At 72.1% G+C, this 24,003-nt stretch carries 19 protein-coding genes and 3 pseudogenes; 13 read left to right on the top strand and 9 right to left on the bottom strand.

Going from position 1 to position 24,003, the window contains the following annotated elements; genetic code table 11:
- Positions 1-18 precede the first annotated feature (18 nt).
- Positions 19-1,434 (bottom strand): glycoside hydrolase family 16 protein, encoded by a 1,416-nt coding sequence (locus JL475_RS21285; protein WP_202279401.1) that lies wholly within the window; start codon positions 1,432-1,434, stop codon positions 19-21.
- Positions 1,435-1,635: 201 nt separating this feature from the next.
- Here JL475_RS21285 and JL475_RS21280 point away from each other — a divergent pair, with 201 nt between their 5' ends.
- The 3 genes from JL475_RS21280 to JL475_RS21270 are packed head-to-tail and all read left to right on the top strand — an operon-like array spanning position 1,636 to position 6,244.
- Positions 1,636-1,815, top strand: coding sequence for a hypothetical protein (locus JL475_RS21280; protein ID WP_202279400.1), 180 nt, complete (start codon positions 1,636-1,638; stop codon positions 1,813-1,815).
- Positions 1,812-3,158, top strand: coding sequence for a 6-phospho-beta-glucosidase (locus JL475_RS21275; protein ID WP_202279399.1), 1,347 nt, complete (start codon positions 1,812-1,814; stop codon positions 3,156-3,158). Before JL475_RS21280 ends, JL475_RS21275 begins: the two co-directional genes overlap by 4 nt.
- 20 nt (positions 3,159-3,178) lie before the next feature.
- On the top strand, positions 3,179-6,244 hold the full coding sequence (locus tag JL475_RS21270; protein WP_202279398.1) for a glycoside hydrolase family 38 C-terminal domain-containing protein: 3,066 nt from the start codon (positions 3,179-3,181) through the stop codon (positions 6,242-6,244).
- Between the two features lie 114 nt (positions 6,245-6,358).
- Here JL475_RS21270 and JL475_RS40145 read toward each other — a convergent pair.
- A pseudogene (locus JL475_RS40145) lies at positions 6,359-6,695 on the bottom strand (ATP-grasp domain protein); the annotation flags it as partial.
- A 287-nt stretch (positions 6,696-6,982) separates the two neighbouring features.
- Here JL475_RS40145 and JL475_RS21265 point away from each other — a divergent pair.
- A complete protein-coding gene (locus JL475_RS21265) occupies positions 6,983-7,873 on the top strand; it encodes a metallophosphoesterase (RefSeq protein ID WP_202279397.1) in 891 nt (296 codons plus the stop codon).
- Positions 7,870-8,547 carry a 4'-phosphopantetheinyl transferase gene (locus JL475_RS21260; RefSeq protein ID WP_202279396.1) on the top strand — a complete coding sequence of 226 codons (678 nt, stop codon included), beginning with the start codon at positions 7,870-7,872 and terminating at the stop codon, positions 8,545-8,547. The genes JL475_RS21265 and JL475_RS21260 overlap by 4 nt, the downstream gene beginning before the upstream one ends.
- Positions 8,548-8,842: 295 nt before the next feature.
- Here the strand turns inward: JL475_RS21260 and JL475_RS21255 are convergent, their stop codons facing one another.
- Positions 8,843-9,499, bottom strand: coding sequence for a helix-turn-helix transcriptional regulator (locus JL475_RS21255; protein ID WP_202279395.1), 657 nt, complete (start codon positions 9,497-9,499; stop codon positions 8,843-8,845).
- 223 nt (positions 9,500-9,722) lie between these two features.
- Between JL475_RS21255 and JL475_RS21250 the strand changes: the two genes are divergently transcribed.
- Both JL475_RS21250 and JL475_RS21245 read left to right on the top strand, forming a co-directional pair.
- Complete coding sequence (locus JL475_RS21250; RefSeq protein ID WP_202279394.1) at positions 9,723-10,385, top strand: hypothetical protein; 663 nt, start codon at positions 9,723-9,725, stop codon at positions 10,383-10,385.
- An 82-nt stretch (positions 10,386-10,467) separates the two neighbouring features.
- Positions 10,468-12,033 (top strand): annotated as a pseudogene (locus tag JL475_RS21245) (discoidin domain-containing protein); the annotation flags it as partial.
- 27 nt (positions 12,034-12,060) lie between these two features.
- On the opposite strand, the gene JL475_RS21240 reads toward JL475_RS21245, so the two are convergent.
- Entirely contained in the window at positions 12,061-13,002 is a 942-nt protein-coding gene (locus JL475_RS21240) for a DUF5996 family protein (RefSeq protein ID WP_202279393.1), read from the bottom strand.
- A gap of 144 nt (positions 13,003-13,146) precedes the next feature.
- Between JL475_RS21240 and JL475_RS21235 the strand changes: the two are divergent.
- From JL475_RS21235 to JL475_RS21220, 4 genes and pseudogenes are all read left to right on the top strand, one after another.
- Positions 13,147-13,377: pseudogene (locus tag JL475_RS21235) on the top strand (hypothetical protein); the annotation flags it as partial.
- A 186-nt stretch (positions 13,378-13,563) separates the two neighbouring features.
- Complete coding sequence (gene fdxA / locus JL475_RS21230; RefSeq protein WP_202279392.1) at positions 13,564-13,890, top strand: ferredoxin; 327 nt, start codon at positions 13,564-13,566, stop codon at positions 13,888-13,890.
- On the top strand, positions 13,887-14,606 hold the full coding sequence (locus JL475_RS21225) for a helix-turn-helix domain-containing protein (RefSeq protein WP_307825122.1): 720 nt from the start codon (positions 13,887-13,889) through the stop codon (positions 14,604-14,606). The genes fdxA and JL475_RS21225 overlap by 4 nt, the downstream gene beginning before the upstream one ends.
- An 18-nt stretch (positions 14,607-14,624) precedes the next feature.
- Entirely contained in the window at positions 14,625-15,053 is a 429-nt protein-coding gene (locus JL475_RS21220) for a hypothetical protein (RefSeq protein ID WP_202279391.1), read from the top strand.
- 27 nt (positions 15,054-15,080) lie between these two features.
- Here JL475_RS21220 and JL475_RS21215 read toward each other — a convergent pair whose 3' ends face one another.
- On the bottom strand, positions 15,081-16,079 hold the full coding sequence (locus tag JL475_RS21215) for a DUF2510 domain-containing protein (RefSeq protein WP_202279390.1): 999 nt from the start codon (positions 16,077-16,079) through the stop codon (positions 15,081-15,083).
- Positions 16,080-16,488: 409 nt separating this feature from the next.
- Between JL475_RS21215 and JL475_RS21210 the strand changes: the two genes are divergently transcribed.
- On the top strand, positions 16,489-19,224 hold the full coding sequence (locus JL475_RS21210) for an AAA family ATPase (RefSeq protein ID WP_202279389.1): 2,736 nt from the start codon (positions 16,489-16,491) through the stop codon (positions 19,222-19,224).
- A gap of 30 nt (positions 19,225-19,254) precedes the next feature.
- Here JL475_RS21210 and pcaD read toward each other — a convergent pair whose 3' ends face one another.
- Genes pcaD through pcaH form a run of 4 tightly spaced genes read right to left on the bottom strand, consistent with a single transcriptional unit; the run spans position 19,255 to position 23,127 of the window.
- Positions 19,255-20,382 (bottom strand): 3-oxoadipate enol-lactonase, encoded by a 1,128-nt coding sequence (gene pcaD, locus JL475_RS21205; RefSeq protein WP_202279388.1) that lies wholly within the window; start codon positions 20,380-20,382, stop codon positions 19,255-19,257.
- Positions 20,379-21,740 carry a 3-carboxy-cis,cis-muconate cycloisomerase gene (pcaB, locus tag JL475_RS21200; protein ID WP_202279387.1) on the bottom strand — a complete coding sequence of 454 codons (1,362 nt, stop codon included), beginning with the start codon at positions 21,738-21,740 and terminating at the stop codon, positions 20,379-20,381. The genes pcaD and pcaB overlap by 4 nt, the downstream gene beginning before the upstream one ends.
- Positions 21,737-22,342, bottom strand: coding sequence for a protocatechuate 3,4-dioxygenase subunit alpha (gene pcaG / locus JL475_RS21195; RefSeq protein ID WP_202279386.1), 606 nt, complete (start codon positions 22,340-22,342; stop codon positions 21,737-21,739). The genes pcaB and pcaG overlap by 4 nt, the downstream gene beginning before the upstream one ends.
- A 5-nt stretch (positions 22,343-22,347) precedes the next feature.
- On the bottom strand, positions 22,348-23,127 hold the full coding sequence (gene pcaH, locus JL475_RS21190) for a protocatechuate 3,4-dioxygenase subunit beta (RefSeq protein WP_202279385.1): 780 nt from the start codon (positions 23,125-23,127) through the stop codon (positions 22,348-22,350).
- Between the two features lie 366 nt (positions 23,128-23,493).
- On the opposite strand from pcaH, the gene JL475_RS21185 reads away from it, so the two are divergent.
- On the top strand, positions 23,494-23,952 hold the full coding sequence (locus JL475_RS21185) for a MarR family winged helix-turn-helix transcriptional regulator (protein ID WP_202279384.1): 459 nt from the start codon (positions 23,494-23,496) through the stop codon (positions 23,950-23,952).
- Positions 23,953-24,003 lie beyond the last annotated feature (51 nt).

Below are 24,003 nucleotides of genomic sequence, written 5' to 3'. Positions count from 1 at the left end.
GCCCCTCACCACGGGTGGTCAGCGGCCGAAGGTGAACCAGTTGACGTTCACGAAGTCCTGCGGCTGACCGCTGGTGAAGGTCAGATACACGTCGTGCGTGCCCGTCACGGAGGTGATGTTCGCCGGGATCGTCCGCCAGGACTGCCAGCCGCCCGTGTTGCCCACCGCGAAACTCCCGATGGGCGCGTTGCCCCGGCTGTCCAGGCGTACCTCGACCAGACCGCTGACCCCGGTCGGCGCACCGCTCGCCACCCGGGCGGAGAACTGCCGGGCCGCGGCGGAGCCGAAAGCGACGCCCTTGTACTGCAGCCAGTCACCGCTCGCCAGCGCACCCACGTTCTGGCCGCCGCCGGAGTCCGAGGTGGCCTCCGTCACCGTGCCGGACTGGGCGTCGAAGGACTCGGCCTGGATGGTGCCGTAGGCGTCCCGGCTGCCGGCCGGCGGGGGCGTGGTGCCACCACCGCCGGAGCTCAGCACCTGGACGTAGTCGACGAGCATCGAGTGGCCGGGCTGGGTACCGCCGTCCGGGCCACCGCCGAAGGCGTCGGGGAAGCCGCCGCCCATCGCCACGTTGAGGATGATGAAGAAGCCGTGGTCGGTGGCGTTCCTCCAGGTCGTCGCGTCGACCTGGTTCTCCCGCACGGTGTGGAAGTTGTTTCCGTCGAGGTAGAAGCGGATCTGCTCCACGCTCGACGAGCGGTCCCACTCCAGCCGGTAGGTGTGGAAGCCGGCCTGGCAGGTCGTGCCCTGACAGGTGGTCGAACCGCCGATGCCGCTGTTCTCGTTGCACGGCCCGCCGGGCGCGGTGCCGCAGTGCATCGTGGCGAAGACGGTGTTGTTGCCCTGGGTGTTCTCCATGATGTCGAGCTCGCCGACGGACGGCCAGTTCCAGTAGTTGCCCCGGTACGGCGCGCCCAGCATCCAGAACGCCGGCCAGTAGCCCTTGGCGGCGGCGCCGGTCACGTTCGGCACCTGGATGCGGCTCTCGACGCGCAGCGTGCCCCCGGCGGGCGGCCGGAAGTCGGAACGGTTGGTCTCGACGCGGCCCGAGGTCCAGTTGCCGGAGGCGTCCCGTCGCGGGGTGATGCGGAGGTTGCCGTTGCCGTCGAGGGAGACGTTCTCCGGGTTCGACGTCATCGTCTCGATCTCACCGGTGCCCCAGTTGGCGGGGCCGCCCGGGTATCCCCTGCCGGTCGCGTACCGCCAGTCGGAGGTGTTGACACCGCTGCCCGCGGCGCCGTTGAAGTCGTCGACGAAGACCTGGTTCCAGCCCGACGGCGGGGGCGGGGCGGCGGCGCTCGCCGACGGGACGGCGGCCGTGACGGCGGCCGCGGTGAGCCCGAGCGTGCCGACGACGGCGAGCAGTGCCCGCCGCAGCGGGCGGGGTCTGCGGAGGGACCGGGATCTGCGGGGGGTGCCGGAGGTGTCACTCATGTGGGGGTTGCCTCTCGGATGCGGATACGGATGCGGACACAAGGACGGATGCGGGTGCACAGGTGTGTGCGGGGAGTGCTCGAAGAGCCCGGCTCGATGGTTCTGAGAGCGCTCTCAGAGTGTCGCCAATGTGCTCTGCGGCCCCGTGGCCGTCAAGAGGTGTAACCGAGAAAGTCCTTCTGCGCGGGGAGAGTTCATCCCGTGAACCGACGCGAACGGGTGCAACCGCGCCACGTCGACGTACGGACGGCCCGTACCTCGGTGCTCACTCCGGCCCCTGCCCCGCTCGGGTTGGCCGGACATGCTGGTGTCGACGCCGTCGACGCCGTCGATGGCATCGACGGCATCGCTGACGTCGAGAAGGGAAGGGTGCAGACGTGAGACTGACGATTCTGGGCGGCGGAGGATTCCGGGTGCCGCTGGTGTACGGCGCGCTCCTCGAGGACCACGCCGAGGGGCGGGTGACCCGGGTCGTCCTCCATGACGTGGACGACCGTCGGCTGTGTGCGATCGCCCGTGTGCTGGCCGACCAGGCGGCCGGGGTGCCCGACGCCCCCGAGGTGACCACCACCACCGATCTGGACGACGCCCTGCGCGGCGCCGACTTCGTCTTCTCCGCGATCCGCGTCGGCGGCCTCGAGGGCCGCGCGAACGACGAACGGGTCGCGCTCGCTGAGGGCGTCCTCGGACAGGAGACGGTCGGCGCGGGCGGCATCGCCTACGGACTGCGCACCGTCCCCGTCGCCGTCGACATCGCCGCCCGGGTGGCCCGCCTCGCCCCCGACGCCTGGGTCATCAACTTCACCAACCCGGCGGGCCTGGTCACCGAGGCCATGTCCCGCCATCTCGGCGACCGCGTCATCGGCATCTGCGACTCGCCGGTCGGCCTCGGCCGCCGCATCGCCCGGGTGCTCGGCGCGAACCCGCGGGAGGCGTGGATCGACTACGTCGGCCTCAACCACCTCGGCTGGGTGCGCGGCCTGCGGGTCAAGGGCCGCGACGAACTCCCGCGCCTGCTCGCCGACCGCCACCTGCTCGGCTCCTTCGAGGAGGGCAGGCTCTTCGGCGCCGACTGGCTCCAGTCCCTCGGCGCGATCCCCAACGAGTACCTGCACTACTACTACTTCAACCGGGAGACCGTACGCGCCTACCAGCAGGCGGAGAAGACCCGCGGCGCCTTCCTCCACGACCAGCAGGCCCGCTTCTACGCGCAGGTGAGCGACCCCGACGACACCGGCACCCCCGCTCTGGACACCTGGAACCGCACCCGCGCCGAACGCGAGGCCACCTACATGGCGGAGAACCGCGAAACCGCCGGCGCCGGAGACCGCGACGAGGACGACCTGTCCGGCGGCTACGAGAAGGTGGCCCTCGCACTGATGCGGGCCGTCGCCCGCGACGAACGGACCACCCTGATCCTCAACGTCCGCAACCGCAGCACCCTTTCGGCGCTCGACGCGGAAGCCGTCATCGAAGTCCCGTGCCTCGTCGACGCCGGCGGCGCGCACCCCGTCTCCGTCGACCCGCTGCCGGGCCACGCCACCGGCCTGGTCTGCGCGGTCAAGGCGGTCGAGCGCGAGGTGCTCCAGGCCGCCGAGTCCGGCTCCCGCGCCCGGGCGGTCAAGGCCTTCGCGCTGCACCCGCTCGTCGACTCCGTGCACGTGGCCCGTCGCCTCGTCGACGGCTACACCGCTGTCCATCCCGGCCTCGCCCACCTCAAGTAGCCCCGTGAGGAGAGCACTTCATGCATGACGAACGCCATCGGATCGAGGGCCGCGCCCTGCGCGTCCACACCCAGCGCGTCAAGCCCGCGGCCTACGCCGCCACCGTCCCGCTCACCGTCGAGGCCTGGCACGCGCCGGGCGAGCCGGTCCCCTTCGCACAGGCCGCAGCCGCCTCCTACGAGCCCTTCGCCAGGAACACCCCGTGGGGCCCGCCCTGGGGCACCACCTGGTTCCGGATGCGCGGACAGGTCCCCGCCGCATGGGCCGGCCGGCGCGTCGAGGCGGTCATCGACCTCGGCTTCACCGGCGCCGGACCGGGCTTCCAGGCCGAAGCCCTGGTGCACCTGACCGACGGCACCCCGCTGAAGGCGGTCAACCCGTTCAACCGGTACGTTCCGGTCGCCCGCCGGGCCGCGGGCGGCGAGGAGATCGACTACCTGGTCGAGGCGGCCTCCAACCCCGACATCCTGGCCGACGGCTTCGCCCGCCCGACCCCGCTCGGCGACCGGCGCACGGCGGGCGACACACCGCTGTACGTGTTTCACGGCGCCGACCTCGCCGTCCTCGACGAACCGGTCTGGCACCTCGACCTGGACCTGTGCGTGCTGCGCGAACTCATGGCCGAACTGGGCGAGCACGAGCCACGCCGGCACGAGATCGCGCACGCCCTCGACCGGGCCATGGACGCCCTCGACCTCGACGACGTCTCCGGCAGCGCCCCCGCCGCCCGCGAGGCCCTCGCCCCCGTCCTTGCGAAACCCGCGCACGCCAGCGCGCACACCGTGTCCGGCGTCGGGCACGCCCACATCGACTCCGCCTGGCTGTGGCCGCTGCGCGAGACCCGGCGCAAGACGTCCCGCACCTTCTCCAACGCCACCGCGCTCGCCGACGAGTACGAGGACTTCGTCTTCGCCTGCTCGCAGGCCCAGCAGTACGCGTGGGTGCGCGACCACCACCCGCAGGTGTGGGAGAGGATCAGGAAAGCCGTCGACAAGGGCCAGTGGGCACCGGTCGGCGGCATGTGGGTGGAGGCCGACGGCAATCTGCCCGGCGGCGAGGCCCTCGCCCGTCAACTGATCCACGGCAAACGGTTCTTCCTCGAGCACTTCGGCATCGAGACCAAGGGTGTCTGGCTGCCCGACTCCTTCGGCTACACCGCCGCCTACCCGCAACTCGCCAAGCTCGCCGGCAACGAGTGGTTCCTCACCCAGAAGATCTCCTGGAACCAGACCAACAGGTTCCCGCACCACACCTTCTGGTGGGAGGGCATCGACGGCACCCGCATCTTCACGCACTTCCCGCCGGTCGACACCTACAACGCCGCCCTCACCGGCGAGGAGATGGCCCGCGCCGTGCGCAACTACCGTGAGAAGGGCGCCGGCACCCGCTCGCTCGCACCGTTCGGCTGGGGCGACGGCGGCGGCGGCCCCACCCGCGAGCACATGGAACGGGCCCGCCGGCTGGCCGACCTGGAGGGCTCCCCGAAGGTCGTCGTCGAACACCCCGACGCCTTCTTCGCCAAGGCCCGCGAGGAGTACCCCGACGCCCCGGTCTGGAACGGCGAGCTCTACCTGGAACTGCACCGCGCCACCTACACCAGCCAGGCCCGCACCAAGCAGGGCAACCGGCGCAGCGAACACCTGCTGCGCGAGGCCGAGTTGTGGGCCACCACGGCGGCACTGCACGCACCGGACCACGCCTACCCGTACGACGCACTCGACCGGCTGTGGAAGACGGTCCTGCTGCACCAGTTCCACGACATCCTGCCCGGCTCGTCCATCGCCTGGGTGCACCGGGAGGCGGAGGCGGAGTACGCCAGGGTCGCCCGGGAACTGGATGCGCTGACCGGGGAGGCGATCGCCGCCCTGGGGGACGGCCCCGGCCTCCGGGTGTTCAACACCAGTCCGTACGACCGCGCCGAGGTGATCCGGACACCCGGGGGAGCGCCGGTGTGGACGACCGCGCCCGCGAACGGCAGCGCACCCCTGGAGGCGCCGGCCGGCTCCCCCCGCCCGCAGCCGGTGACCGTCATGGAACGGGTGCTCGACAACGGGATGGTGCGGGTGCGGCTGGCGGACGACGGCACGCTGTCGTCCGTCCACGACCTCCGCGCGGACCGCGAGGTGCTGGCCGGCCCGGGCAACCTGCTCCGGCTGCACACGGACCTCCCCAACCACTGGGACGCCTGGGACATCGACCAGCACTACCGGAACCGGTTCACCGACCTGCCCGCCGCCGGGTCCGTCACCGTCGTCGCCCAGGACCCGCTGGTCGGCGCGGTGCGGGTGGAGCGCGCCTTCGGCAACGGCTCACGGATCACCCAGACGATCACCCTGCGCGCCGGCAGCCCCCGGATCGACTTCGAGACCGAGATCGACTGGCACGAGGCCGAGAAGATCCTCAAGGCCGGCTTCCCGTTCGACATCCGGGCCCCGCACTCCTCCGCGGAGATCCAGTTCGGTCACGTCCAGCGCCCCACCCACACCAACACCAGCTGGGAGGCGGCCCGCTTCGAGGTTTCCGGCCACCGCTGGGTGCACCTCGGCGAACCCGGCTACGGCGTCGCCGTCCTCAACGACTCGACGTACGGCCACGACGTGACCCGCACGGTCCGCGACGACGGAGGCACGACCACGACGGTCCGCCTCAGCCTGGTGCGCGCCCCGCGGATCCCGGACCCCGAGGCCGACCAGGGCACGCACCGCTTCACCTACGCGCTGCTGCCCGGCGCGAGCATCGAGGACGCCGTCGCGGAGGGCTACGCGCTCAACCTGCCGCTGCGCGTGGCCCGGGCGGAGGGCGCACCGGATCCGGTGGTCTCGGTGGACGGCGAGGGCGTGACCGTCGAGGCGGTCAAGCTCGCCGACGACGCCTCCGGCGACGTCGTCGTCCGCCTCTACGAATCCCGCGGCGGACGTGCCACCGGCACCCTGCGTACCGGCTTCCCCCTCGGCGGGGCCCGGGTGACCGACCTCCTGGAGCGGCCGCTGGAACCGGCGGACACCGACGGCGACAGCGTGCCCGTGGCCCTGCGCCCGTTCCAGGTGCTGACCCTGCGGCTGACGGTGGACCGGACCCGGGACTGACCGCCCGCGCACCGTGCGCACCGGGTCGGCCGGTCGCCCCCACGATGACGGCGGCCGGCCCGAGCCCCCCAGCTCCCCGTGCCTTCGGCACCGGCTGTTCGCCCGACATCCGGAACCGATCGCCTGCACGGCCTCGTAGGCGATCACCTTGTCGCGGAAGACGGCCACGGCCTCGGGCGGCGGCGCCGGCAGCGCCGTACCGGCCGCCTCGAGCTCCGCGCGGTGCGCGACGGTCGCCCCTTGGTGCAGTCGGGGCACGAACACGTCGATGCCGCGCCGCGCGCACTGGGCGAGCGCGTACTCGACGTGCGCCGCCGGGGACGGGTTCTCGGGTTCCGGCTCGGCGGTGTCGGCCGCGGCCGGTACGGGGGGAGTCGGGGTCGCCGTGCGTGGCATGGATCTCGACGGCCCGGTCGTCGGGATTCCTTCTCACCTGATCGATGAAGAACACGTTCTCCGCGTACGTGCGGTTGAGCCATACGCGTAAGCATGAGGCCGTGCAGGCCGCCTTCCACGGTGTGCGGGCAGGCCTCGGCGGGCCCGTGCCCGGGACCGAACCACGGGCGTGTCACGGTTTCCCGGGAGACTCCGGGAGACTCTGGGAGAACTCCCCTTGTCCGGGCGCCGCGGATGTGATCCCTTGAGAGTGTCCGCGGACGCGGGGTTCCCCCTGCCCGAAGAGCCTGGGGAGTGCATGCTGTCCGTACGGGTTGTTCGTTCATTTCCAGGAGGCGACGAGTGGCGTCCACGACCGGTGGCGACGGACAGATGTGGGCGATCAGCGACCTGCACATCGGTTACGACGAGAACCGTGCGCTGGTCGAGCGGATGCACCCCGAGTCGGACGAGGACTGGCTCCTCGTGGCCGGGGACGTCGCGGAGACGGTGGAGGAGATCCGCTGGGCGCTCAAGACACTCGCCGGCCGGTTCCACAAGGTCGTCTGGGCGCCCGGCAACCACGAACTGTGGACCCACCCGAGAGACACCGTCACCCTGCGCGGCGTCGCCCGCTACGACCACCTCGTCGAACAGTGCCGGGAACTCGGCGTGATCACCCCCGAGGACCCCTACCCCGTCTGGGACGGCCCCGGCGGTCCGGTGGCCGTGGCCCCGCTGTTCCTGCTGTACGACTACACGTTCCTGCCCGCCGGTTGCGCCACCAAGGACGAAGGACTGGCGTACGCGCACGGCACCGGCGTCGTCTGCACCGACGAGCACCTGCTGCACCCCGACCCGTACCCGAGCCGGGAGGCCTGGTGCCGGGCCCGGGTCGAGGAGACCGAACGCCGGCTCGCCGAACTGCCGGACGACCTGCCCGTCGTCCTCGTCAACCACTACCCGCTGCACCGGCATCCCACGGACGTCCTGTGGTACCCCGAGTTCGCCATGTGGTGCGGCACCGAGCTGACCGACGACTGGCACCGCAGGTTCAACGTCCACACGATGGTCTACGGCCATCTCCACATCCCGCGCAGCACCCGCCGGGACGGCGTCCCCTTCGAGGAGGTGTCCGTGGGCTACCCCCGCGAATGGCACAAGCGGGCGACACCACCGGGACGGCTGCGCCGGATCGTGCCGGATAGGCACGCGGACGAGAGCAAGGGCGAGCCCGAGGGAGGGTCCCGATGATCGAGGAGCTGCTGCCGGACACCGTGGTCGTCATGGAGGCCCGCGGCGACGAGGGCGCCGACGCTCCGCTCTACCCGCAGGAGGCGGCGCTCATGGAGCGGGCGGTCGAGAAGCGCCGCCGGGAGTTCCGGGCGGTGCGCTCCTGCGCCCGCCGGGCCATGGAGAAACTCGGAGTGCCCCCGCAGCCCGTGCTGCCCGGCGAGCGCGGCGCACCGGGCTGGCCGGCCGGGCTGGTCGGCAGCATGACCCACTGCACGGGCTACTGCGCCGCAGCCCTGGTCCGGGCCGAGGACCTGGCCTCCCTCGGCATCGACGCGGAGGTCCAGGGGCCGCTGCCCGAGGGGGTGCTGTCCTCCGTCGCCCTGCCCGCGGAGGCGGAGCGGATCGGCCGGCTGACCGTGGAGCGGCCCGAGGTGCACTGGGACCGGCTGCTGTTCAGCGCCAAGGAGGCCGTCTACAAGGCGTGGTTCCCGCTCACGGGGAAGTGGCTGGACTTCATGGAGGCGGACATCGAGCTGTTCACCGACCCCGGCGAACGGACGCGCGGCGGTTTCCGGGCGGCGCTCCTGGTCCCCGGCCCATGGGTGGGCGACCGCCGTCTCGACCACTTCACGGGCCGCTGGACCGCCGAGAGCGGCCTGGTCGCGACGGCGGTCGCCGTGCCCCACGGCTGACGGGGGCGCCGCTGCGCCCCGCTGTCGCGCGGCACCGGCACGAACGCCGGCCCGGTCCTGTTCCTCTCGGTCACGGCTCCGGGTGCCAGTCGCGGAGCATCCGGAAGAAGGTCTCCTCGTCGCCGGTCAGTGCGGCGGTGGGCATCGCTCGGCTCTTCCCGGGTCGTGATCCGGCATCAGACGTCCCGCACGGTGCGGGCACGCCTCCGGCCTGCCGTCCGCCACTGACACTCGGGCCGTGCCGTCCGCCGGTCCGCCCGCACGGCGGAGCGGCGTCCCACCCGCGCTCCCCAGGTCAGGAGTGGGGCCGCTGGACGCTCTCCAGGAGCATGTCCAGCCACTCCGCGACCTTGTCGCGGTGCTGGTCGGTGGGGAGTTGCGCGGCCCGCCACGCGATTCCGCGCACGCCGTGGTCCCGCAGCAGCCGCTCCAGCGGGTCGTCGGCCGCCGCGGCGGCCCGCCGCTCGCGGGCCGCGAGGGTCTGCAGCAGTTCCTGCTCGGTGTGCTGGAGGGCGTTGGCGAGCGCTTCGGGGTCCTCGGCGGTGAGGAACCCGGCGTGCACCCGGAAGAACCGCTGGATGGCGTCGCAGTGTTCCATGGTGGGGCGCCGGTCGCCGTTGATCAGGGCGCCGGCCTGCTGGCGGGACATGCCCGCGCCGTCCGCGATCTCCTGCTGCGTGTACTTGCGGCCGTTCGGCTTGAGCCGGGTACGGCGCAGCAGGTCCAGGCGCTGCACGAACCGGGTCTGCACCTCGGGCTCGCCCGCGGGCCGGCCGCTCAGCAGAGCCTTGACCACCGGTTCCGGAACGCCGGACGCCGCGGACAGCCGGCCGACGTCGAAGATCTCGGCGTGCGGCACCTCGAGCCGGTCGGCGAGTACGGTGACGCGGGCGACGACGGCCGACAGCGCGGTCGTCGGCGCGGTGTCCGGACCCTCGAAGCCACCCGTCACCGACAGATCTCCTACGTCTCTCACAGGCTTCTCACGAGCGTTTGCCATGAACTTCACGGAGACTAGCCCGTGTCTCGAACTCACATCCAGGTCTCGCCACAACTGTGTCCAATTTCAGCCGTCAACGGGTGTGGAATGCCACGATAGTTGACACGCCTCACGTCAGGGCAGCAGGATCGGGTCGCCGCGTCAAGGCCGCACAGGCAAGAGGGGTGACCTCCCGATGGCACATCAGGCAGGAGGGCAGCGGCCGACACCGCGGCCGCCCGTCTTCGAGACTCCCGAGGCGCAGGCCTATCTGGAGGACTACGCCGTGTTTCTGAACGCGGTCCCCTTTCCCTCCCTGGTGGTCGACCACCGCTGGGACGTACTGCTGGCGAACGCTGCTTTCCGGACACTTTTCCGGGACGTCGAACCGCATCCGACGGCCATGCCCGGCGACAACTTCCTCCGGTTCGTCCTCTTCCATCCGGACGCCCCCACGGTGCTGGGCGAACACGAGTCGAGCTGGTGCCTGCCGATGCTGGCCCACTTCGCCAAGGCGGTGGAGCGGGACGGCCACGACCACGGGCTGCAGGCCATCCGCCGGGACATCGCCCAGGACCCCATCATGGAGGCGGCCTACCGGCAGGGGCTGCCGCACTGGATCCGTGCCGTCGGCGAACAGGCCGCCGAACACGACGGCGCGGTACGGCCGTTGCGCCATCCCGACCCGCGCTGGGGAGTCACCGACTGCCGTCTCGTCGTGGAGACGACCAGAATCCTCGAAGGCATGGACTGCACCCGGCTCACGCTGGTCCTGCGCGAGACGCGCCGTGCCCCGTCCCGCCGCCGCGGGCACCGTCGCGCCGCCTCCCATCTCAGCGTCGTGTCGGCGGTCGACTGAACCCCGGGGTGCGGTGTCGCTGTGACCTGACGGCTCCCCGGCCCTCCACGCAGCCGCCCACGCAGCCGTCCATGCAGCTTTCCCCAGCGGCCGGGGCGACTCCACGCAGGCTTTCCGGGAGGCCGTCTCCGCGGCTCAGGGCGGGGTGGTCTGGATACCGCCGGGCGAGTACCGGCTCACCTCCGCACTGGGCGGCGTCCAGAACGTCACCCTCCAGGGCGCGGGCCACTGGCACTCCGTCGTGCGCTCCTCCCGCTTCATCGACCAGTCGAGTTCCGCCGGCAACGTCCACATCAAGGACTTCGCCGTCATCGGCGAGGTCACCGAGCGGGTCGACTCCCAGCCCGACAAATTCGTCAACGGCTCACTCGGCCCGAACTCGTCCGTCTCCGGCATGTGGCTCCAGCACCTCAAGGTGGGTCTCTGGCTGACCGGCAACAACGACAACCTGGTCGTGGAGAACAGCCGCTTCCTCGACATGACGGCGGACGGCCTCAACCTCAACGGCAACGCACGCGGGGTGAAGGTCCGTAGCAACTTCCTGCGCAACCAGGGCGACGACTCGCTCGCCATGTGGTCGCTGTACGGGCCCAACAGCGACAGCAGTTTCGAGAACAACACCATCTCGCAGCCGAACCTCGCCAACGGCATCGCGATCTACGGCGGCACCGACATCACCGTCAGGGGCAACCTGATCGCCGACACCAACGCGCTGGGCAGCGGCATCGCGATCTCCAACCAGAAGTTCCTCGACCCGTTCCACCCGCTGGCCGGCACGATCACCGTCGACGGCAACACCCTGCTCCGCACCGGTGCCATGAACCCCAACTGGAACCACCCCATGGGCGCCCTGCGCGTCGACTCCTACGACAGCGCCATCGAGGCGCAGGTCAGGATCACCGACACCACCATCACCGACAGCCCGTACAGCGCCTTCGAGTTCGTCTCCGGCAGCGGGCGCGGGCACGCCGCGAAGAACATCACCGTGGACGGCGCCACCGTCGCCGGGGCCGGTACGGTCGTCGTCCAGGCCGAGACACCGGGCGCCGCCACCTTCCGGAACGTCACCGGCATCGGTTCGGTCGGTCTCTACAACTGCCCCTATCCGGCCGGTTCGGGCACCTTCACCCTCACCGACGGCGGCGGCAACTCCGGCTGGGACAGCACCTGGTCGGACTGCTCCACCTGGCCGGAGCCCGGCGAGGGCAACCTCGACCCCGACCCGGACCGCAACCTCGCACAGGGTCGCCCCGCGACCGCCACCGGCTCCCAGGACGTCTACACGCCGGCCAAGGCGGTCGACGGCGATGCGAACACCTACTGGGAGTCCGCCAACCACGCCTTCCCGCAGTCCCTGACGGTGGACCTCGGCGCCGTCCGGGCCGTCCGGCGGCTGGTGCTGAAACTGCCCCCGCAGTCCGCGTGGCAGACCCGCACCCAGACCCTCGCCGTCCAGGGCAGCACCGACGGCTCCGCGTACACGACGGTCCTCCCCGCGAAGGAGTACCGCTTCGACCCGGCCACCGGCAACACGGTCACCGTGACGCTGCCGGACGGCACCGGCCTGCGCCACCTCCGACTGCACGTCACCGGCAACACCGGCTGGCCGGCGGCCCAGTTCAGCGAAGTGGAGGCATATCTTTCCTGACGTTCTCCCGTACGGCCCCGCCGCGGCTCAGGCCCGTTGCGCGGCGGGGTCGGTCACGCCTCCCGGGCAGGCGTTCCGTTCGATGTCCCAGCCCGCCGCCTGCGCGCCGGCCCGGTAGGCACTCCGCAGGAAGGCGAGTACGTCGGCGCGCGGCGAGGGCGCGGTCCTGGCCTTCTCGTACTCGAGGACTGCCAGGCGGCTGCCGGTGCCGCGTTCGACCCACGAAGCGGCTGCGGGCTGCAGCGGACGGCGTGCCAGGCCGGTCGGTTCGGGCGCGGTGTAGGAGTAGAACGCCGCCCGGGGGAAGGCGGGGTCGCCGAACCAGAAGCCCGCGCTGATCACCTCACGGGAGTACGCCTCCCTGGTGACCGGATCGACGGATTCGGAGTGGGCGACGGCGGTGTCGGAGAACCTGGTCACCGCGATGTCGAAGGTGTGCCAGAAGTGGTGCACCGGACTCGTCTTTCCGGACCACTCGGCGGCGTACTCCTCCAGGACCAGGTTGACCTGGGACAGGATGACCCAGTAGCGGTTCACCGACTCCTGGTCGTAGGCGCGGTGTTCCGTGTCCTCGTCGAAGGGGCGGTCGGAGTCCGGGAGGTCGAAGGGGTGCGGTTGCCCGATGCGCACGGAGACGTCGAGTTCGGCGAGTGCGGACTGCAACCGACGGTAGAAGTCGGCCACCGAGAGGCCGGGCAGCGGGAACGACACCTCGCGACCCGAACCGGTCGTGACGAGGAGCCTGTGGTCGACGAAGTCGAAGTCGATGCAGAAGAAGCGGCCCTGGTCGTCCAGTCCCATCGGGCGGGTGGTGATGCCGCGTCCGGTGAGATGGTAGGGAACGTTCCACCAGTGGTTGCGGCGTGGCGACGCCGCGAGTCGCACCTTTCCGACCACCTGCGCGAACCGGTGCAGCGTCTCCTTGGTCGCCCGCCATTCGGCGTAGGGCAGCGGGGGAAAGAGTTCCACAGATCCTCCAGAGTGCCGCGCATGGGTGCATGTATGCATGTCAGGGTATGGGCCTGTTTGTCATTGAAAGGTATCCCCCTCCAGGGAAGGTCGAAAGGCGAGGGCGCCCGGTGTGCCCGCTCGCGGTGCGCCGGACGGGCTTGCGCGATCGGCGCGGCCGCCCTGCTCCTGCCCTTCGTGCCCACGGTGGTGGCGGGTGCCGGGCTCGCCGCGTTCTCGTCGGCGCTGCTGGGTCCGTACCTGCGCACTCCGGGGATGCGGCAGGAGGGCAGTCCGCGGCCGACCCGGGAGGGCACCGCGTCGGCCGCGGACACCTGGATGCTCGGCAACGGTCTCGGATTCGTCGTGGACGAGATGACGCGCCGCGCGCGCTGACCGTCCGGTCACGGGGGAAATCGGCTGATCAGCCCGAACAGGGCCCTGCCCGGCCGGGCAGGGGCTGTTTCCTCGGTTCCTCGGTTCCTCGGTTCCTCGATCCCCGGCCGTCGCCAGTGGTGGAGCGGTGCCGCGAAGCACTATTCTTACAGAAAGGATTCGTGAAAATTCGGGGAGGAGGACGTCGTGACCTATGTGATCGCGCAGCCCTGTGTCGACGTGAAGGACAAGGCGTGCGTCGACGAGTGCCCGGTCGACTGCATCTACGAGGGCCAGCGGTCCTTGTACATCCATCCGGACGAATGCGTCGACTGCGGCGCCTGCGAGCCGGTCTGTCCGGTAGAGGCCATCTTCTACGAGGACGACACTCCCGAGGAGTGGAAGGACTACTACAAGGCGAACGTCGAGTTCTTCGACGACCTCGGCTCGCCCGGCGGCGCCAGCAAGCTGGGGCTGATCGAGCGGGACCACCCGCTGATCGCCGCACTGCCGCCGCAGGACGGGGCGACGTGACCTCCGGGGAACGCGCCGGGGGAAGCGATCCGGTGACCCCGCGCCGCCGTACCGTGCTCGAGGTGCTGCGCACCGCCGGCGCGCCGCTCGGTGTCAACGAGGTGGCGGAGCGGGTGGGGGTCCACGCCAACACGGCGCGCTTCCACCTGGATTCGCTGGTGACGCGCGGGGCGGTGGAGCGGACCCTGGAGGCGTCGTCCGGGCGGGGACGCCCCCGCGCGGTGTACGCGCCGCGTCGCGGAATGGACCGGGGAGGGCGGCGCGAGTACCGACTGCTGGCCCGGATGCTGCTCAGCCGGCTCGCGTCGACCGGCGCCGACGCCGAGGCGGAGGCCGTGGAGGCCGGCCGGGCCTGGGGGCGGCATCTGGTCGACCCGGTGCCACCCTTCCACACCGTGACCGGCCGCGAAGCCGTCGACCGGCTGGTCGGACTCCTCGCCGACCTCGGCTTCGAACCGGTGAACCCGGCGACCCCTGTGCACCGGGTGCACCCGGTGCACGACGAGTCCGATGAGGTGCCCGACGTCATCCGTCTGCGGCATTGCCCGTTCCTCGAACTCGCCGAGGAGTACCGGCAGATCGTCTGCCCGCTGCATCTGGGCCTGATGAAGGGCGCGTTGGAAGAACTGGACGCGCCCGTCGCCGCCGACCGGCTGGAGCCGTTCGCCGAACCCGACGCCTGTCATGCCCATTTCGTCCATGCGCGCGCCGCGTAGAGGAAGGACGGTCCGGCAGTGAACCCCGTATCGGCCGCCACAGCGGGCGCCGCCGTCTTCGTCTGGCTCGGCATGGTGCTGGCGATCTCCTTCCTGGAGGCGCCGTTGAAGTTCCGGGCGCCGGGGGTGACCATCCCGGTCGGCCTGGGCATCGGCCGCATCGTCTTCCGGGCGCTCAATCTCGTCGAGCTCGTCCTCGTCGCGACCACCCTTGTCGCCGTGGCGGCCGGCGGGGCCGGCACCTCGGTGGTCCTGCTCGCCGTCGTGGTGGCCGCGGTGCCGGCAGCTCAACTCGGTGTGATCCGGCCGCGGCTCAACCGCCGGTCCGACCGGGTGCTCGCCGGAGAGCGACTGTCCCGCTCCCACGCCCACTGGTACTACGTGGCGTTCGAGGCGGTCAAGGCGGTGGCGCTCCTGGTGCTCGGCATCCTGCTTCTCGCCGCTTGAGCGCCACCCGGCCGATGCCTCAGCGGGTCACACGTCCTGGCCGTTGCCGCCGCGGCCCTCCGCCTCCTCGATGCCCTCGATGATGTCGTCGAGGACCGACTGCTTCTGGTCGGTGTCCAGACCGAAGCGGATCACGACGATCTGCTTCGGCTGCGCGGGGGAGGGGAGGGCCAGCGACTGGACGTACCCGTCGGAGCCCTTGCTGGTGACCGCCTTCCAGCGCACCAGGTAGCCCTTCTGCCCGGCGACGTCCACCGCCTTCGACTCGAGGACCTCGTGCGAGGTGATCCTCCCGTAGGAATCACCGCCGTACGACTCCTCGGCATTGGCGGCGATGTCCGCCTTGGCGACCTCCTCGGCGGTGGAGCCGCGGATACCGAGGGCCGGCGCCGGTGCCGAATAGGCCCCGCCCTTGGTGCAGGTGCTGGAGGTGTTGCCGGGGCATTCGTAGGTGTCCTCCGACATGATCTGGGCGCCCACCTGGCCCTCCTGGCCGTACCAGCCGTCCGGGATGGGCAGGCTGATCCCGCTCAGCCCGTCGGTCACCGACCCGCTCTCGACCCGTGGCGGCTGAGAGGTGTCCGGGCCGGACCCCTCCCCGTCGGGACCGCCCTTCGAACCGCCTTCCGAGCCACCGGGGCCGCCGTCCCGCCCGCCCGGCCCCTGCGAGGCTGCGGAGTCACCGGACCGGCCGTCGTCGGTCAGCGCGTACACGCCGACCCCGATGCTCGCCAGCACCGCGACGGCCGCCGCCACGGCGATTCCGATCCGCAGCCCGCGCTTCCGGCCGGAACCCGAGCCGGACTGCACGACCCCGGGATATCCCGGATGCACCGGGTACGCCGGATGGGCCGGGTACGCCGGTCCGGCCGCCGTGCCCGGTGCCGGAGGGTCCCAGGCGGGTGCCGAGCCCGTCGGCCGGACCTGGTCCGTCCAGGCGGTGCCGTCCCACCAGCGCTCGGTGGCCGGTCCGTCATTCGTCTGCCCGGGGTCGGGATACCACCCGGGAGGAGTCGCCTGCGTCATGTCCCCACCGTATGAGGCGTCGATGAAAGCCGGATGAGACCGGACGAGATCAAAGGGGAGAGGTCCGTCACCTCCGGTGACCGGCCCTCGCCTGCCCCGGCCCCGCCCCGACCGACCACCCCGGCCCCGGGCACCCTCCGCGCACCCCCGTACGACCGGCGTGCCGCCGCTTCGCCGCGCGCCTTCCCTCCCCGGCGCGCCCCTGCGAAAATGATCCGACGAACCGTCACCATGGCATCTCTTGAAGGCTGTTGACTCCGGAATCCCAGGTGGGCGGCGGGACGTGTCGACCCCTGTACCGCGTGTCACCCGTCACGGCAAGAGCGGGCACGGTACTGCTCCGTCAGGGCTGTCGGAGGACTACGCTCGACGCCTGCACGTCGTTCGGGCGACTTGGGGAGGCAGCGGGATGACGGAGGTACGGCCCATGGTCGAGGCCTCGCCCTCCCTCTGGGAGCGGGACGAGGAGGTCGCCGCCATCACCGCGGTGGTCGACACCCTGTGCGCGGACCGGTCCTCACCCGGCGACCTGCTGGTGCTCCAGGGTGAGGCGGGGCTCGGCAAGACCGCGCTGCTCGCCGAGACACGGCGCATCGCCGAGCAGCGCGGCTGCACCGTCTGGTCGGCCCGCGGCGGCGAGACCCTGCGCTCCGTCCCCTTCAACGTCGTACGTCAACTCCTCCAGCCCGCACTGGTGCCGATGCTGCCGGAGGAGGTCCACGAGTACCTGGGCGACTGGTACGACATCGCCGGCCCCGCCCTCGGCGTCGCGGAGCCCGGTGACCGGCACATCGACCCGCAAGGCGTCTGCGAGGGGCTGGTCGCCGCGGTGCGCCGGCTGGCCCGCCGGGACTGGCCGCTGGTGCTGACCGTCGACGACGTCCACTGGGCCGACCAGGAGACCCTGCACTGGCTCGCCGTCTTCGCCGAACGCCTGGCGGAGGTGCCCGTCCTCGTCGTGGTCGCCCGCCGGCCGGGCGAGATCTCCGGGGTGGGCGCCCGCCACCTGGACGCCGTCGCCGAGGCGGCCGAACACCCCGTCACCGTCCTCAGCGCCCTGACCCCGCTCGCCACGGCCGGACTCACCCGCGCCACCCTGGGCGAGAACGCGGACGCCGCGTTCTGCCGCGAGGTGTGGGCCGTCACCGGCGGCAACCCGTACGAGACCGTCGAACTCCTCGCCAAGGTCCAGGACAGCGAACTCGAACCCGTCGAGACCCACGCGGGCGAACTGCGCGCGCTGAACCGCTCCGCCCGCGGCGGCGGACTCGTGGCCCGCCTGGAACAACTCGGCATAGACTCCACCCGGTTCGCCTGGGCCGCCGCCATCCTCGGCACCGACATCACCGTCGACCTGGTGGCCCGGCTTGCCACCCTGAACCGCGACGACGCCGTCCGCTGCGCCGAACTCCTGCGCGGCGCCCGCATCCTCACCGTCCCCGACCCCGGCACCGGCCGTACCGGAACGGCCGACCTCGAGTTCGTCCACCCGCTCATCGCCACCGCCGTCTACAACTCCATCCCCGACGCCCTGCGCCGGGCCATGCACGGCATCGCCGCCCGGATCGTCACCGACTCCGGACGCGGCGCCGCGTCCGCCTCCCGGCACCTCCTCGAGGTGCACCCGGACGACGACGAGGAACTCGTGTGGCAACTGCGTGAGGCCGCCCGCGAACACCTCGCCACCGGCGCCCCGGACGCGGCCCGCCGCTGCCTGGAACGCGCACTGGAGGAACCGCCCCGCCCCGAGGTCCACGCGCACGTGCTCTACGAACTGGGCCGCGCCACCTTCCTCACCGCACCCGCCCGGACCATCGGCCAGCTGCGGACCGCGCTCGGTATGTCCGGCCTCGACGGCGACGCACGGGTGGACGCCGTGGTCCGGCTCTCGCAGGCGCTGCTGCACAACAACCAGATGGAGGAGGCCCTGCGCACCGTCGAGGCGGAGGCCGCCCGACTGGAGCCGGGACCCGCCCGGATGCGGCTGCAGGCCGTGCAGTTCATGTGGGAGGGCATCCACGCCGGCGAGACCACCACGCCCGGCCGCAGCGAACGCCTGGCAGCCCTCGCCGCCACCTGCACCGGCCGCGACAACTCCGAGCGCGCGCTGCTCATCCTGCGCGGCTTCGACGCCATGATGCGCGGCGAGAACGCCGAGGAGGTCGCCGAGATCTGCGACCGCGCCCTCGTCAACGGTCGCCTCGCGCCCGGCCTCGGCTGGACCGACTCCGAATGGGGCGTCGAACTGCTGCTGATGCTGGCCGGGGTCTACGCCTACACCGACCGACTCGACCGCGCCGAGAGCCTCTACAACGAGGCCCTGCGCGCCTACGAGACGGCAGGCTGGAGCGGCGGCCACCTGGCCCTCGCCCACGCCTACGTCGGTCTCGGACACCGCAGGCGGGGCCGCCTGGCGGCGGCGGAGAAATCGTTGCGCGAGTCCCTGCGCCTGGCCGAACGCGTCGGCCGCGGTCTGCCCCTGTACTGGACGGCGACCTGCAACCTGGTCGACACCCTGCTCGCCCGCGGGCACGTGGACGAAGCCCGGGCGGTCGCCGAACGGCACGGCTTCGCACCGCCCTACCCGTCCACCATCGTGCTTCCCGACCTCCGCTCGGTGCGCGGCAGACTGCTGCTCGCGGTCGGCCGCACCGAGGACGGCGTCAACGAACTGGAGGCCGCAGAGAAGGCGGCGGCCTCCCGCGGCCATCACAACCCCGTCCACGTCTTCTGGGCCGCCGACCTCGCCCGCGCCCTCGCCGGGGCGGACCCGGCCCGTGCCGCCCGGCTCGCCGTGGAGTACCGCAGGCGGGCCGAGCGCTTCGGCACGGACACCGCCATGGGGGAGGCCCTGCGCTGCGCCGCCGCTCTGGAGACCGGCCAGCGGGCGGTGCGGCTCGCCGCCCGGGCCGTCGCCTACCTGGAGTCCTCGCCCTGCCAGTACGAACACGCCACCGCCCGGGTCGAGTACGGCATCCTCGCCCGCTCGAAGACCGACCTGGAGCGCGGTCTGGCGCTCGCACGCTCCTGCGGCGCGGACGGGCTGGCCGCGCGGGCCCGGACCGAACTGGCCTCGGTCACCGGACGGGCGTCGACCGCCGCACCGGCCCCGGCCACCGGGCGGGGCCCGGACAACCGGCCGTAGCGCCCCGCCCCTTCACGGGCCCCGGGCCCGTCACGACGTGCCGTCGGCCTCCTCCGCCAGTACCCGCTGGGCCGTCGCGAAGGCCGAGTTGGCCGCCGGTACGCCGCAGTACACCGCCGTCTGCATCAGCACCGCTCCGATCTCCTCGGGGGTGAGCCCGTTGCGCCGTGCCGCGCGGACGTGCATGGCCAGTTCGTCGTAATGGCCGTGCGCGACCAGCGCGGTGAGCGTGATCATGCTGCGTTCGCGGCGGGTGAGCGTCGGATCGGTCCAGATCTCGCCCCAGGCGTAGCGCGAGATGAAGTCCTGGAACTGCGCGGTGAACGCCGTCTGCCGGGCCTGGGCCCGGTCCACGTGCGCGTCCCCGAGAACCTCGCGCCGTACCCGCATCCCGCTCGCCGCGTCCCCGCCGAAGTGGGCCCGCAGCGCCGTCAGCACCGCCTCGGGACGCTCCGCCGGCGCCAGATGGGAGGCGCCCGGGATCTCCACGAGCCCCGCACCCGGCACCGCGTCGGCGATCTCGCGCAGATGCGCCGGGGGCGTCGCCGGGTCCTCCCGGCCGGCCACCAGCAGGGTCGGCACCCGGATCTGTGCGAGGTGCTCCCGCAGATCGAACGCGGCCAGCGCGTCGCAGCAGGCGGCATACGCCCCGGGATCGGCCTCCCGGTGGTCGCGGACCAGCTCCGGCACCGTGAAACCGGACGTGAACCAGCGGGCGTCCGCACTCTCCGCGAGTCCCGAAAGACCCTCGCTCCGTACCAGCGCCGCCCGCTCCTCCCACGCCTTCGCGCCGTTGAAGTGCGCCGAGGAACAGATCACGGCCAGGGACGACACCCGCTCCGGGTGACGCACGGCCAGTTCCAGTCCCACCGCTCCGCCCAGCGACACGCCCGCGTAGGCGAACCGCTCGATGCCGAGCGTGTCGGCGAGCGCGACCACCAGATCCGCCAGCTCGCCGACGGTCGCGCCGGGACCGATCAGCCCGGCCGCCGAACCGCCGTGCCCCGGCAGATCCCAGCGGACCACCCGGTGCGTGATCGACAGCTCGGGCGCCACCTTGTCCCACAGGGCGTACGACGTGCCCAGCGAGGGGCCGAGCAGCAGCGGGGGAGCGGAACCGGGCCCCTCGGTACGGTGGTTGAGGACGGTGTCGGTCACGAGCGCTCCAGTGCACGGTCGGTGAGAGGGCCGGCAGAGCCGGTGTAACGGGTGGGATCGGTCGCGGCGGCGATGTCGACGACGTCGAGGTCCTTCAGTTCCGGCAGTTCGCCCGACTCGATCTGTTCGGCGAGGAGGCCACCGAGGTCGCGGCCCTCGGTGTAGGCGCGCCGCGCCAGGCGGGTGAGCAGTTCCTTCGCCCGGCCGCGGCCGAGTACGTGCCCCAGCTCCGCGGACAGCCGCTCGGAGACGATCAGCCCGTGGGTGAGGCCGAGGTGTTCACGCATCACGTCCGCGTGTACCCGCAGCCCCTCGGAGAGTTCGGCGGCGTCCCGGGCCGCGCCACCGGTCAGGCGGAGCAGGTCCCGCAGCGGTTCCCACTCGGCGTGCCAGGCACCGGCAGGCCGCTCGTCCTCGGCCACCAGCGAGCCGTACAGCGTGGCCGCGAGCTGCGGTGCGCGCCGGGCCGCCGCCGCGATCAGCGTCGAACGCACCGGGTTGGCCTTGTGCGGCATGGCCGAGGAGCCGCCACCGCTGCCCTCGGAGACCTCCGCGATCTCGGTGCGGGAGGAGGTGAGCACGTCCGTCGCGAGCTTGCCCAGCGCCCCGGCGGTGAAGGCGAGGGCGCCGGCGAGATCGGCCACCGGAGTGCGCAGCGTGTGCCAGGGGAGAGCGGGCGGGCACAGTCCGAGCTCCCGGGCGTAGAGCGCGGGGAGCGCGGTCGCGTCCGTCGCCCCGTACGCAGTGAAGGCCGCCAGGGTCCCGGCGGCACCGCCGAGCTGGGCCGGCAGCGAGGCGCGTACGGCCGTCGCCCGGTCGCGGGCGTCGAGCACCAGCGACCGCCACCCGGCGGCCTTCAGCCCGAACGTCGTCGGTACCGCGTGCTGGGTCAGCGTCCGCCCCGGCAGCACCGTGTCGCGGTGCTCGGCGGCGAGAGCGGCCAGCGCCCGCTGACAGCGGTCGAGGTCGTCGAGGAGCGGGCCCAGGGCGCGGTGGGCGACCAGCATCATCGCCGTGTCCATGATGTCCTGGCTGGTCGCACCCCGGTGCACGGAGGGACCGTGCTCCTCGCCGACCGCCCGCGTCAGATCCGCGACCAGCGGGATCACCGGGTTCCCGCCGCCCCGCGCACGCTCGGCGAGGGACACGGGGTCGAAGCGCCCGGGGTCGGCGGCCACCTCCGTGACCGCCGCAGCGGCCTCGGCGGGGACGAGCCCCGCGGCCGCCTGCGCCCGGGTCAGCGCGGCCTCGGCGTCCAGCAGCGCCCGCAGGACGGCGCCGTCACCGGTCTCGGCGGCGGCCGGGGAACCGGCCCACCCGGGGGCGAGCAGGCCGGTACCGGAATCGGTCGAGGTCACTGGAACTCCAGGAAGACCGTCTCGCCCTCGCCCTGAAGGCGGATGTCGAAACGGTACGTCCCGTGGCCCTCGTCCACCGCGACCAGCGTGTCGCGGCGGTCCGCGTCGAGCCGGGACAGCAGCGGGTCCGCCGCGAGCACGGCCTCGTCGCCGGGCAGGTGGATCCGGGTGAACAGATGCATCAGCAGGCCCCGCGCGAACACGCACACACTGAGGTACGGCGCGTGCTGCCCGCGCGCCCCCGGCCGCAGCGTGCGCACGTACCAGTGGCCGTCGGCATCGGTCTGGATCCGGCCGAAGCCGGTGAACTCCACCCCGTTGCGGCCCAGGAAGTCGCCGCTCGCGGGGTCCCGCCGCATCGAGCCGTCGGCCGTCGGCAGATTGCCCTCCGGATCGGCGCCCCACACCTCCAGCAGCGCGTCCGGCAGCGGCTTGCCCTCACCGTCGTACACGTACCCGTGCACGGTGACGGTCTCCGGGTGGCCGAGCGGCGCGATGTCCTCGCCGCCGCGGAAGGGCAGCGCGTAGCCGTAGAACGGGCCGACGGTGTGCGAGGGGGTGGGCAGCACGTTCTCCGGGCTGCTCGTGTCGATCTTCGTCATGGTGGTCAGCGCCCTTCTTCCATCCAGGTGGCCCGCGGTCCGTCGAGCACGATGTCCCAGTGGTAGCCGAGGGAGAACTCCGGCACCGACAGGCTGTGGTCGTAGGTCGCCACCAGCCGCTCGCGGGCCGCGTCGTCGGTCACCGACTGCAGGATCGGGTCGTAGGGGAAGAGCGGGTCGTTCGGGAAGTACATCTGCGTCACCAGCCGCTGGGTGAACGCGGAGCCGAAGACGGAGAAGTGGATGTGCGCCGGGCGCCACGCGTTGACGTGGTTGCGCCACGGGTACGGGCCCGGCTGGACGGTCGTGAAGCGGTAGAAGCCGTCGGCGTCGGTCAGGGTGCGGCCGGCGCCGGTGAAGTTGGGGTCCAGCGGGGCGTCGTGCTGCTCCCGCTGATGGGCGTACCGCCCGGCCGAGTTGGCCTGCCAGATCTCCACCAGCTGGCCGCGCACGGGACGTCCGTCGCGGTCCAGCAGCCGCCCGGAGACGGTGATGCGCTCACCGACGGGCTCGCCGTCGTGGTGGCGGGTGAGGTCGTTGTCGACCGCGGTGAGGTCCCGCTCGCCCCAGGCGGGGGAGGACAGCTCCACCAGCTCCGGGTCCTTGGACACGTCGACGGCGATCGCCGGCTGCTTGGGGTGGCGCAGCACCGAGGAGCGGTACGGGGCGTAGTCGCGGCGCGGATGGTGTTCGACCGGGGCGCCGCCCGCCACCCGCTTCTCGTACGCGGCGTGCTCGGCCGCGATCTCCTGGTCGATGTCGTGCTGGGTGAGTGCGTTCGTCACGACAGTCCCTCCACAACGGTCGGTCCGGCTCCGGTCGGGGCGGTGGTCCCCCCGACCACCTCCGCCACCGCCTTCACGGCGGAGGCCAACACCTTGTCCATCAGGAAACCCCATCCCTTCCAGTCCGGCCGACCGGATGCGCACCGGTCCGCGGCCGTGTGTCGTCGGTACCGAGATACTCAGGGCACTGAGTATTTTCGCGGCAGCCCCTCACGCTGCCATCGCTGGGTCGAGGCGTCAATACCCTCTTCTGTCCAGCGACGATGCCTTCAGGGGGTGATGTCTTCAGGAGGCGCAGACAGGTCCGCCCTCGCGCAGGTATTGTTCAGTGCACCGACGAAACGACGTAGGACAGTGGGGGCGTACATGGCAGCGGTGGACCTCACCGGCCATCCCGGGCATCTGGCCCGGCGGCTCCAGCAGGCGCACCACCTGCTGTGGAACACGATGGTCTCCGAGGAGATCACCTCGCCGCAGTTCGCGGTCCTCAACGCGCTCGTCGCCGAGCCCGGCCTGGACCAGCGCACGGTGGGGGAGCGGGTGGGACTCGACCGGTCCACCATCGCCGAGGTGATCGGCCGGCTCCTCCGGCGGGACCTGCTCGACAAGGTCCGTGATCCGCGGGACGGCCGCCGCTTCCTGCTCCGGCTCACGGACGACGGCCTGCGCGCCCACCGCAAGCTGGTGGTGCGCACCGCCCGGATGAACCAGGTCTTCCTGGCCCCGCTGGGTGACGAGGAGCAGGCCGCCTTCTTCGAGCTGATCCGCCGGGTGGCGGACGCGGCCGAGGGGCTGCGCCATCCCGCAGCCCCCTCGAACCGGTGAGGCGGTGCCGCGGCGAGACGGTGCCGCGGCCGCGACGCCGGGTGACGGCCC

It is taken from the genome of Streptomyces sp. M2CJ-2 (assembly GCF_016757295.1).
Lineage (GTDB): Bacteria > Actinomycetota > Actinomycetes > Streptomycetales > Streptomycetaceae > Streptomyces.
Note: the sequence above shows the minus strand (reverse complement) of the source record. Positions and strands in the feature narration are given on the sequence as shown.

What these genes read in the sequence shown, in the direction of transcription:
- pcaG (WP_202279386.1), bottom strand. Translation starts at nt 22,342, where the DNA reads ATGACGAAGATCGACACGAGCAGCCCGGAGAACGTGCTGCCCACCCCC.
- JL475_RS21285 (WP_202279401.1), bottom strand. Translation starts at nt 1,434, where the DNA reads ATGAGTGACACCTCCGGCACCCCCCGCAGATCCCGGTCCCTCCGCAGA.
- JL475_RS21260 (WP_202279396.1), top strand. Translation starts at nt 7,870, where the DNA reads ATGATCGAGGAGCTGCTGCCGGACACCGTGGTCGTCATGGAGGCCCGC.
- JL475_RS21210 (WP_202279389.1), top strand. Translation starts at nt 16,489, where the DNA reads ATGACGGAGGTACGGCCCATGGTCGAGGCCTCGCCCTCCCTCTGGGAG.
- JL475_RS21215 (WP_202279390.1), bottom strand. Translation starts at nt 16,079, where the DNA reads ATGACGCAGGCGACTCCTCCCGGGTGGTATCCCGACCCCGGGCAGACG.
- JL475_RS21270 (WP_202279398.1), top strand. Translation starts at nt 3,179, where the DNA reads ATGCATGACGAACGCCATCGGATCGAGGGCCGCGCCCTGCGCGTCCAC.
- JL475_RS21185 (WP_202279384.1), top strand. Translation starts at nt 23,494, where the DNA reads ATGGCAGCGGTGGACCTCACCGGCCATCCCGGGCATCTGGCCCGGCGG.
- JL475_RS21250 (WP_202279394.1), top strand. Translation starts at nt 9,723, where the DNA reads ATGGCACATCAGGCAGGAGGGCAGCGGCCGACACCGCGGCCGCCCGTC.